The organism is Clostridium sp. AM34-11AC (assembly GCF_003435375.1).
Classification (GTDB): domain Bacteria; phylum Bacillota; class Clostridia; order Lachnospirales; family Lachnospiraceae; genus Pilosibacter; species Pilosibacter fragilis.
On the sequence record NZ_QWGL01000015.1, the window covers coordinates 66,032 to 75,666 of the forward strand.

At 40.4% G+C, this 9,635-nt stretch carries 11 protein-coding genes; 9 read left to right on the forward strand and 2 right to left on the reverse strand.

Going from position 1 to position 9,635, the window contains the following annotated elements; translation table 11 throughout:
* Positions 1–74 precede the first annotated feature (74 nt).
* On the reverse strand, positions 75–605 hold the full coding sequence (locus DW826_RS10480; RefSeq protein WP_009247529.1) for a helix-turn-helix transcriptional regulator: 531 nt from the start codon (positions 603–605) through the stop codon (positions 75–77).
* 448 nt (positions 606–1,053) lie between these two features.
* Here DW826_RS10480 and DW826_RS10485 point away from each other — a divergent pair, with 448 nt between their 5' ends.
* The 9 genes from DW826_RS10485 (at position 1,054) to DW826_RS18465 (ending at position 8,817) form a co-directional block, all read left to right on the forward strand.
* Complete coding sequence (locus DW826_RS10485; RefSeq protein ID WP_009247528.1) at positions 1,054–1,242, forward strand: transcriptional regulator; 189 nt, start codon at positions 1,054–1,056, stop codon at positions 1,240–1,242.
* Entirely contained in the window at positions 1,243–2,334 is a 1,092-nt protein-coding gene (locus DW826_RS10490; RefSeq protein ID WP_009247527.1) for a site-specific integrase, read from the forward strand.
* Positions 2,324–2,659, forward strand: coding sequence for a hypothetical protein (locus tag DW826_RS10495; RefSeq protein ID WP_009247526.1), 336 nt, complete (start codon positions 2,324–2,326; stop codon positions 2,657–2,659). Before DW826_RS10490 ends, DW826_RS10495 begins: the two co-directional genes overlap by 11 nt.
* On the forward strand, positions 2,649–3,803 hold the full coding sequence (locus DW826_RS10500) for an AAA family ATPase (RefSeq protein WP_009247525.1): 1,155 nt from the start codon (positions 2,649–2,651) through the stop codon (positions 3,801–3,803). The genes DW826_RS10495 and DW826_RS10500 overlap by 11 nt, the downstream gene beginning before the upstream one ends.
* Positions 3,804–4,137: 334 nt before the next feature.
* Positions 4,138–5,298: a plasmid recombination protein gene (locus DW826_RS10505; RefSeq protein ID WP_009247524.1), complete on the forward strand. Its 1,161-nt coding sequence runs from the start codon at positions 4,138–4,140 to the stop codon at positions 5,296–5,298.
* 26 nt (positions 5,299–5,324) lie between these two features.
* A complete protein-coding gene (locus DW826_RS10510) occupies positions 5,325–5,702 on the forward strand; it encodes a TnpV protein (protein ID WP_009247523.1) in 378 nt (125 codons plus the stop codon).
* A gap of 453 nt (positions 5,703–6,155) precedes the next feature.
* On the forward strand, positions 6,156–7,700 hold the full coding sequence (locus DW826_RS10515) for an ATP-binding cassette domain-containing protein (protein WP_009247522.1): 1,545 nt from the start codon (positions 6,156–6,158) through the stop codon (positions 7,698–7,700).
* Positions 7,701–7,784: 84 nt separating this feature from the next.
* Positions 7,785–8,282: an aminoglycoside nucleotidyltransferase gene (locus tag DW826_RS10520; protein ID WP_009247521.1), complete on the forward strand. Its 498-nt coding sequence runs from the start codon at positions 7,785–7,787 to the stop codon at positions 8,280–8,282.
* A 235-nt stretch (positions 8,283–8,517) separates the two neighbouring features.
* Positions 8,518–8,817, forward strand: a complete 300-nt coding sequence (locus DW826_RS18465) for a hypothetical protein (protein WP_147327144.1) — start codon at positions 8,518–8,520, stop codon at positions 8,815–8,817.
* Between the two features lie 217 nt (positions 8,818–9,034).
* Here the strand turns inward: DW826_RS18465 and DW826_RS10525 are convergent, their stop codons facing one another.
* Positions 9,035–9,556 (reverse strand): hypothetical protein, encoded by a 522-nt coding sequence (locus DW826_RS10525; protein ID WP_117552691.1) that lies wholly within the window; start codon positions 9,554–9,556, stop codon positions 9,035–9,037.
* Positions 9,557–9,635 lie beyond the last annotated feature (79 nt).

Sequence of the window (9,635 nt, forward strand, 5' to 3'; positions counted from 1 at the left end):
AACCATAGTTAAGGGCTTTTTTGTCGTTGCCAAAGCATCTGTAGGGAGCTGCCAGTGGCAGGTCCTGTAGGTGCTTATTTATCTTTCAAGTGGTCTTTGAATGCTTCCACGAGAGCGTCACTTAATTCCTGTGATGGAACTTTTGCCCAACGCTGTGTGGTGTCGAACTCTGGATAATGGTAACGCCAGTTATCGTATTCTTCTCTGTTGATTTCTTCGGAAGATAGCTTGTCTGCCTGTTCTTTCCAAGCATACAGCATTTTGAGGAGTTCATATGCTTCTCTGCCTTTGTCCTTGTTGACCTTTAAGCATACCTCTCCGTCTGCTTCACTGACAGTAAGACCGTAAATATCTTCAAGGGTAAACAGAGTGTGCATAAGACCGATATAGCTGTCTATGTCAGGAACATCAAGAGCCTGTGGAGAAACATCAAGCACCTGTGCCAATGCATTTGTAAGGTCTGCTTTCGGTTTGCGTGTACCAGTTTCGTACTGTGCCAAACGCACATCAGCACTCTTTTCTGGAAAACCGATTGCTGTACCGAGATACTTTTGTGTCATACCACGCATTAGTCTGAAAAAATGTATTCTTTCGCTGATAGCCATAATGATACGCTCCTTTTATATTTAGTGAAATAAGTATAGCAGAAATGTTTAGTGGAAGTCAAGAAAAACCGAAACAAAAATGTTTAATATTTTCTTTGCAACCACTTGACAATAGCAAATATGTTTAGTAAAATAAATTACGAATTAAACAAATATGCTTAATGCGACAACTGAATGACCGTCCGAAAAGCCAAACCGCCAAGACCTCGTCGGAGCAAGTTCCGTATCGTTCGCTTGTGTGCAAGCACAAAAGCTCATTCGCTGCACTGCTCCTCCTCTTCCCCAAAAGTCTCCGACTTTTCGGGAACCCCTATACGAGCGAGCGCCTGATGTACTGCGGTGCATTGGGACAGCACAGCGCCTGCCGACAAGCAGGAGTGCCTGTTGGAACTTTAACACGGAGAAAGCGGCAAGCAAAAAATTATTTTAAGAAAGGAAGAAAAAGGATATGGAAAACAGATTTATCCGAGCCGAAGATGTGGCTCAGGAACTAAACGTATCAAAACCTTATGCATATAAACTCATCAGACAATTAAATGAGGAATTGAAAGCAAAGGGCTTTATTACGATTGCAGGGCGTGTAAATCGCCAGTATTTTTACGAAAGGCTCTACGGAGCAGGAAAGGGGGAAATGTAAATGCCGGTATTTAAGAATGAAGATAACGGTACTTGGTATGTGATGGCAAGGTATGTGAACTGGAAAGGGGAACGCAAGCAGAAATGCAAGCGTGGCTTTGCTACCAAACGAGAAGCACAGGAATGGGAAAGAATGTTCAAATTGCAGACTTCTTCAGACCTTGATATGAGTTTTGAAGCCTTTACGGAGCTTTATATCAATGATGTGAAGAACCGTTTGAAGGAAAACACGTGGCTTACCAAAGAGCATATCATACGCACAAAGATACTTCCGTATTTCGGGAAACTGAAAATCAGCGAGATTTCCACAAAGGAGATTATTACTTGGCAGAATGAAATGCTTGCCTATCGTGATGAGAAGAAAAAGCCTTATTCACAGACGTATCTGAAAACGCTGCACAATCAGTTGTCCGCCATTTTCAATCACGCTGTCCGCTACTATGAACTGCGTTCCAATCCTGCGGCAAAGGTGGGAAATATGGGACGTGAGGAACACAAGGAAATGCTGTTCTGGACAAAGGAAGAATACAAGAAATTCTCTTTTGAGATGATGGACAAGCCTGTTTCCTTTTATGCGTTTGAAATGCTTTACTGGTGCGGTATCCGAGAGGGCGAGCTGTTAGCTTTGACTCCGGCAGATTTCAACTTTGATAAGGAAACAGTCACAATCAATAAATCCTATCAGCGTTTGAAAGGGCAGGATGTGATTACTTCTCCGAAAACGAAAAAGAGCAACCGCACGATTAAAATGCCGAAGTTTCTGTGTGAGGAAATGAAAGAATATCTCGGTATGCTTTACGGATTGAAGAAGAAAGACCGTATCTTTACGGTGACGAAAAGCTATCTTCATCACGAGATGGACAGAGGGGCAAAGGCGGCAGGCGTGAAGCGTATCCGCATTCACGATCTCCGTCACAGCCACATTTCACTCTTGATTGATATGGGCTTTTCTGCGGTGGCGATTGCTGACCGAGTTGGTCACGAAAGTATTGATATTACTTATCAGTACGCACACCTCTTTCCGTCAAAGCAGATTGAGATGGCAGAAAAATTAGATGATTTAGGGAAAGGAGATTTTGAAAATGTCAGCTAAGAACAGAGATAACAAAAATCGTTGGAGGAATATCACAGTAGGGTTTCGAGTATCGCCCGAAGAAAACGAACTCATTAACAGAGCTGTAGCTCTATCAGGATTGCCAAAACAGGAGTATTGTTACCGCCGTTGCTTAAATCAGGATGTGGTGGTACAGGGCAATCCGAGAGTGTATAAGGCGTTGAAAACGGAATTTGCCACAGTCCTTGCGGAACTGAAAAGGATTGAAGCAGGAAAAGGTGTGGATGATGAACTGCTGAGTGTAATAGAACTGATTTCCATTATTCTCGGCGGTTTGAAAGGAGAGGATGCGAATGGAGAATAAAAAAGAAATGACTATTCCAAATGTATCTGCGGCAACAGATGCGGAACAGTCACTTTCCAAATGTACTGACAATAGTATAGTCAATCAGGATACGGATTTCAAGGGGTACGAGCAATCTTTTGAAGAAATGCAAAGGGAAATACTCAGACAGTTAGACCCTTCCTATCTGAAAACAGTATCAATGACAACGCTGTATGATACGGTGTTTGAGGTTCAGACACCACTTATCGACGGTCTGCTCCAAAGGGGAACTTACCTTTTCGTAGGTTCCCCGAAAGTGGGAAAGAGCTTTATGATGGCACAGCTTGCCTATCATATCAGCACAGGCACACCGCTTTGGGAGTATAAGGTGCGTAAGGCAACGGTGCTTTATTTTGCCCTTGAAGATGATTACCCACGTTTGCAGAAGCGATTGTTTCAGATGTTCGGTGCAAAGGAGACAGGCAATCTGTATTTCGCAACGGAATGTAAAACGGTCAATGGCGGACTGGAAGAACAGATAAGAGGGTTTATGAGGGAACACCCAGACACAGGCTTGATTATCATAGACACCTTAAAGCGTGTGCGTGAAGCAGGCGGAGCAGATTACAGCTACGCAAGTGATTATGATGTTGTGGCAAGGCTGAAAGCGTTGGCAGACAGTTACAAGGTTTCAATGCTTATTGTTCATCATACACGCAAACAAAAATCGGAAGATATATTCGATATGATTTCAGGCACGAATGGTCTGATGGGTGCGGCAGACGGTGCATTTGTTCTCAGTAAGGACAAGCGTACTTCCAACAATGCCACACTTGATGTTGCTGGCAGAGACCAGCAGGATATGAAAATCCATCTTGTAAGGGACAGCGAGCGATTGGTGTGGAACTTTGCAAAATCGGAAACGGAGATGTGGAAAGAACCGCCCGAACCTCTGCTTGAGAAGATAGCGGATACGCTCTTTTCGGAAAGTGACAGATGGGAAGGAACTGCTTCGGAACTTTGCGAAAGGCTTGCGGTGGATATAAAGCCGAATGTACTTTCTTTAAGGCTCAGTATCAACGCAAGCAGGCTGTTTCGTGATTACGGTATCCGTTATCAGAACAGCCGCACACACGACGGAAGAAAGGTTTCACTTTGGAAAGAAACCGAGCAGACGGCGTGACAAACGGTGTCAAAGGTGTCAATGTTTTTGAGAGCAGCACGCTGTGAAAAACATTGTCACCATCGTCACACTTTGACACCGGATAAAGTTTAGGGGAGTGTGCAGAGAGTGCCTTTTCAAAGGCGGCTCTTTGGTCTCGCCTGCTGGCTCGGTCGGTTCGCAGGCGTGTGTGCCACCGGCACACGCTCACCCCTCGGAGAGCCTTCGGAGAACGCAAAACCTGTTTACAGGTCGCATTTTTGATGGGTGTACCCGTCAAAAGTGCTTTTGCGTTACTTTTGACAAAAGTAACAAAACCTGAGAATGTTGAAATTTACAGATGGGAGATGAAAAAATGCAGAGAACGATAAGTGCAATGGTCGGTAAAGGCTCGGTCAATCACAATAGCCGAAAGTTCCGAGCAGAAAATGTAGACGGAACTCGTACTCATCTCAATATCGACTACTGCAATGAAAATATAAAGACAGTTTATCACGAATTGTTTGATGAAGCATTGGAAAGATACAATGCCAAGCAGATAAGGTCAGACCGAAAGATAAAAGATTATTATGAAAAAATCCGAAGTTCCAAGCAGGAAAAACCGTTCCACGAAATCATTTTACAGGTGGGCGGTAAGGGAAATATGAACGCCGATACGGAAAACGGAGAACTGGCAAAGCAGATTTTAGATGAATACTATCAGGGTTTTCAGGAGCGAAATCCACAGCTTCGGGTGTTCTCGGCTCATCTGCATATGGATGAAGCTACACCACATCTGCACATAGATTTTGTACCTTTTACCACAGGCAGCAAGCGTGGACTTGATACAAGAGTGTCACTAAAGCAGGCTCTTGCAACGCAAGGTTTTAAGGGCGGCAGTCGTGGCGATACGGAGTGGTCGCAATGGATACAGTCCGAAAAAGAACAGCTTGCGGCGGTGATGGAACGTTATGGGATTGAGTGGGAACATTTAGGCACACACGAAAAACATCTTTCTGTTTTGGATTATAAAAAGCAGGAAAGAGAAAAAGAAGTGGCGGCATTAGGTGCGAAAATCGAGCAGAAACAGATTGAATTTGATGTGTTGTCGGAACGAGTATTGAACTATGATAAGGCAAAAGACGAGCTGTCAAATCTTGAAATAGAGCTTGATACTGCACCGAAATATCAGTTGCCAGAACCAGAGAAATTTATGACTGCAAAGGCATATAAAACCAAAATGGCAGAGCCGGTTGTAAGGAAATTGAAGCAACTTGTCAAAACGGTGCTTGCCCGCTGCTTTGAGGGGTGGGACAACTATCATAGGCTGAATACAGCGAATGCACAGTTATACCGCACCAATCAGCGTTTGGAGAAAGTCAATGAAAGATTGACCGAAGAAAACAAAATCCTAAAAGCAGAAAATAAAGATTACAGCCTGCTCCGTAAGGTTTTTGGTCGCAAACAGATAGATGATTTGTTGGAGCAGGCAAGAACAGTTAAAGGTCGCAAGCGTGATAATACACGATCACGATAGACAAAAATCACAGGAGGAAAAGGAAAATGACAAAGACAATTTTTGAAGAAATGGGCGGAACTTATAGACAGGTGGGTGATTATTTATTGCCGAACATCACAGTACCAGCCGAAGAAGAAATAGAGCCGATTGGTTTATGGGGGAAACGACATGCAAGGCATTTAAAGGAACACTATAAAGTGTTATATATGAACCTGCTGACAAGCGGAAAGCTGCATAGTTATCTTGCAGAAGTCGATAAGCAAGCAGAGGATATGTTTCTTCGACTGGTAAAGGAATATGCCGACAGACAAGATGTGACGGAACAATTAAAGAAAGATAATCCCTACGAATGGATTGGAAGAATGAATAATATTCAGGCTTGTGTGAGGGAAGTTGTAGGAACGGAGTTGATTTACACATAAGCGTTTTACGGTATGGTGCTCCTGCGTTTGCTGGAGTGCTGTGGTTGTGGTTGTAAAGAGGTTGTGAAAGATTGAATTTCGTAATGGTTGGATGTATAATTAGGAAGTGAAAATTTTAATTTGCACTTCCATAAGGTGAAATGTATTGACACAAAAAATACAGTATGATAGTATTGCCATTAGAAGAAAGAAAGGCACATTTTGTGTAAGGTGAGGAAATGATTAATAGATAATTTGATTTAAGTAAGACACATATAGTTATTGAGCCTGTAGAGAATAGGTTTGTTTTGTGTACGCTTAAGTTGGATTATCGCAAGAGGCATTTCCTTTGTTTTCCTTTTGGAAAAGAAATAAGGGTCTATTTAGCGAGTCTATTTTTGCGTATGCAAAAAAGACTCGTTTTTGTGTGTTCAAAATAATAATTGGCTCAGACTTCGAAAAGGAGAAACTTTAATGTTGCAGATAAAAAAATTAAATTTAACACATAAAAAAGACCTGAGAATAATTCTTAATGATTTCAACCTTGTGCTAAATGATGGAGATAAGGCAGTTATTATTGGAGAAGAGGGAAATGGGAAATCGACATTAATGAAGTGGATATACAATCCGTCGCTTGTAGAAAACTATATAGAAGCAGATGGGGAAAGGATAATGGGACACGAACGTCTTGGTTATCTTCCGCAGGAGATGCTCGATGAAGATAAGGAAAAAACAATATACGAATATTTTTCTGAAGAGGAAATATTCTGGGAGAAAACGCCTAAAGAATTGTCTGTTATTGCGGGAAAATTTGGAATGAAAAATGATTTTTTCTACAGTAACCAGACAATGGGTAGTCTTTCAGGAGGCGAAAAAGTCAAGACACAACTTATGAGGCTTTTCATTCGCGATGTTTCTGTGCTGTTGTTGGACGAACCTTCCAATGACATCGACATTGCGACGCTTACATTACTGGAAAAAATCATAAATGACTGGAAGCACATTGTGCTTTTTATTTCACACGATGAAACGCTGATAGAGCGTACTGCCAACATGGTGATACATATCGAGCAGATTATACGAAAAACAAAGGCGAGATATACCGTGGCAAAGCTTCCCTATAGACGCTATGTGGAAGAACGGCTTCATAAATTTGAAATCCAAAAACAGCGGGCACTGAGTGACCGTAGGGAGAAAAAGATTCGCGATGAAAAATATCAAAGAGTTATGCAGAGTGTACAAGGTGCATTAAGAAGTTGTACCAGACAAGCACCGTCTGTTGCCAAAAACTTAAAGGACAAAATGCATACGGTTAAGGCAATGGAACGAAGATTTGAAAAAGAAGATGAAAATATGACTCAGATGCCGGAACAGGAAGAAGCAATCTTTGTCAAATTAGGGGATGAAAACTCACACATTCCCGCAGGAAAAACGGTCATAGAATATGAACTTTCAAAGCTTGTGACTCCGGATGGCAAAAGAATTTTAGCAGAAGGAATTCATTTAAAAATAAAAGGTTCAGAAAAAATCTGTATGATAGGAGCCAACGGGGCAGGAAAAACGACTCTTCTAAAAAAGATAGCGGAAGAACTCCTAAATCGGAATGACATTAAAGCAGAATATATGCCTCAAACTTATGAAGACCTGCTGGATTTGGATGTTACACCGGTTGATTACCTTGATAAAACAGGAGATAAAGAAGAGCGTACAAGAATTAGAACATACCTTGGTTCACTTAAATACACACCAGATGAAATGGAGCATCCGATTCGGGAGTTATCAGGCGGACAAAAGGCGAAAGTGCTTCTCTTGAGGATGAGCTTAAGTGGTGCAAATGTTCTTATTCTGGATGAACCGACAAGAAATTTTTCACCATTGTCCGGTCCGGTAATAAGAAAAATGCTCCGAGAATTTCCGGGGGCTGTCATTAGCATTTCTCACGATAGAAAGTATATTGAAGAGGTGTGCGATAAAATATATCAGCTAAATCCTAATGGATTACAGCTAATTGGTGATTGATAACAAAAAGGATGAAAGACTGACAAATTTCAGGCTTTTAGTGAGTTGGAAAGCATACAAAGATTTGAATTTGGAGGATAGATTATGGTACGTACAGAAGATGCATGTGAAATTATAAAATATGCTTTGCAAAACGAAATTAAAGTATATTTAGATGGCGGATGGGGTGTTGATGCACTTCTTAAAAGAGAATCAAGAATACACAATGATATTGATTTGTTTGTTGAACTGAAACATTATCATGATTATATTTATGTGATTAAGCAGCATGGATTTGAGGAAGTAAATACTGATTATACAACGGATGGTCATACTGTCTGGAAAGATGATAAACAAAGAATCATTGATTTACATTGTTTTGAATTTACAGATGACGGAATTGTTTATGAGGGAGATATATTTCCATCAAAAACTTTTTCCGGTATTGGAAAAGTTGGAGATATAACTGTTTCTTGTATTGAACCATTGAGTCAGGTAATGCTTCATTTGGGATATGAACACGATAAAAATGATGTGCATGATGTGATGCTGTTGTGTGAAACATTTCAAATAGCAATACCAGATGAATATAAGGAAAAGTAAAATTTCAGTTTTGTGTTGAATCTCTAAGCAAAATAGCTTATAATTTGACATGCTACATATAGTTATTATCCACAGTTATCGAGTAGGTGTTATCAATGCCGATAACAAAATGATAACATTAGCTCGTATAGGCAGGATAATATGGATATATCAAATAATCAAAAGAACGAGAAACATTACAGAGAATAATTCCTAAACAAAAAGCGTTAGTCTTTGTAGAGCTTGAATAATCCATTTGTTCTCGTCCCACCCAGACTCATCCAAGTGTCCGAGTGAAAAAGAACATAAAAAATATGAAGCAGAGTCAGATGAATTTCAAAGAAATTCGTCTGGCCCTGCTTCTTTTTTTGCAGCTGCATCCACTCTATGCATCCCGGTTCCAAGCCACCAATCCCTTCTCTTCAATCCTGAAAAAGACCGGGAAAGTAAGAAAAAGGCTTGGTTTATAAGGCTTAAAGAGATTGCTGAATGGAACAGAAGCAGAAGAGGCTTGGAGGCAGAGACAGACGCAGAGGTCATTGAATCCGAAAACTGAAAGTTGAATATAGAAGAGAATGTTGTAGGATTGCCGCTATGAAAAGGGAAAGAGGATTGGTTTTTCTCGTCCCGGAAGGTCGATTTTCGGGTGGACAAGAGGGTGATTCTTGGTGGGACGAGAACAAATAGGTAAATCCCTACAAAGCCTGTATTTATGGGCTTTGTAGGGATTTTTTAGATAGCGTTGGGTACGATTTGGGTACAAATTGTGGTTATTATTTTTTTATATCTTTATTTGAAAGAGCACTTTTGGGAGCAAGTCCTGTATATTCACCGATTTCATCTACTGTGGGATGTATCACGATACCTTTTAGCTCCAATAGTTTTACAGAGAGTCCCATAAATAAGTTTTGGTTTTTATAGGATAACAAAATTTCATAATCTTCATTTGTGATATCTGTTTCACCATGCATGGATTCATTACGAAATTTATAAAGAGCATCAAGTGCTTTGTAAAGTCGAAAAGGAACATATTCAAGTTCAATTCCTCGTTTTTTAACAAAATTTTTCATGTCATACCAATTATAGTGCTTATTTTCTGTGTTTGGTAATTTAGAAAGTTGAATGATATTGTTAACTTCTCGTTCTATGATGGATAAATATTGTTTCATTAGTATACTGGGGGCTATAGTGAAACGTTCGTCTTTGGTGTAATATTCTTTTTCAATTACATCAGCCGATACTAAGTCTAGAATAGAAGATTTTTCAAGTCCCGGATATTGAGTAAGGTATAACATATATAAGTCATTTATTTTATTGATGCTATGCCAATTAACTAATATAACCTATTGTGCTATTTCAAATAAAACGTTTAAA

What these genes read in the sequence shown, in the direction of transcription:
- DW826_RS10480 (WP_009247529.1), bottom strand. Translation starts at nt 605, where the DNA reads ATGGCTATCAGCGAAAGAATACATTTTTTCAGACTAATGCGTGGTATG.
- DW826_RS10485 (WP_009247528.1), top strand. Translation starts at nt 1,054, where the DNA reads ATGGAAAACAGATTTATCCGAGCCGAAGATGTGGCTCAGGAACTAAAC.
- DW826_RS10490 (WP_009247527.1), top strand. Translation starts at nt 1,243, where the DNA reads ATGCCGGTATTTAAGAATGAAGATAACGGTACTTGGTATGTGATGGCA.
- DW826_RS10495 (WP_009247526.1), top strand. Translation starts at nt 2,324, where the DNA reads ATGTCAGCTAAGAACAGAGATAACAAAAATCGTTGGAGGAATATCACA.
- DW826_RS10500 (WP_009247525.1), top strand. Translation starts at nt 2,649, where the DNA reads ATGGAGAATAAAAAAGAAATGACTATTCCAAATGTATCTGCGGCAACA.
- DW826_RS10505 (WP_009247524.1), top strand. Translation starts at nt 4,138, where the DNA reads ATGCAGAGAACGATAAGTGCAATGGTCGGTAAAGGCTCGGTCAATCAC.
- DW826_RS10510 (WP_009247523.1), top strand. Translation starts at nt 5,325, where the DNA reads ATGACAAAGACAATTTTTGAAGAAATGGGCGGAACTTATAGACAGGTG.
- DW826_RS10515 (WP_009247522.1), top strand. Translation starts at nt 6,156, where the DNA reads ATGTTGCAGATAAAAAAATTAAATTTAACACATAAAAAAGACCTGAGA.
- DW826_RS10520 (WP_009247521.1), top strand. Translation starts at nt 7,785, where the DNA reads ATGGTACGTACAGAAGATGCATGTGAAATTATAAAATATGCTTTGCAA.
- DW826_RS10525 (WP_117552691.1), bottom strand. Translation starts at nt 9,556, where the DNA reads ATGTTATACCTTACTCAATATCCGGGACTTGAAAAATCTTCTATTCTA.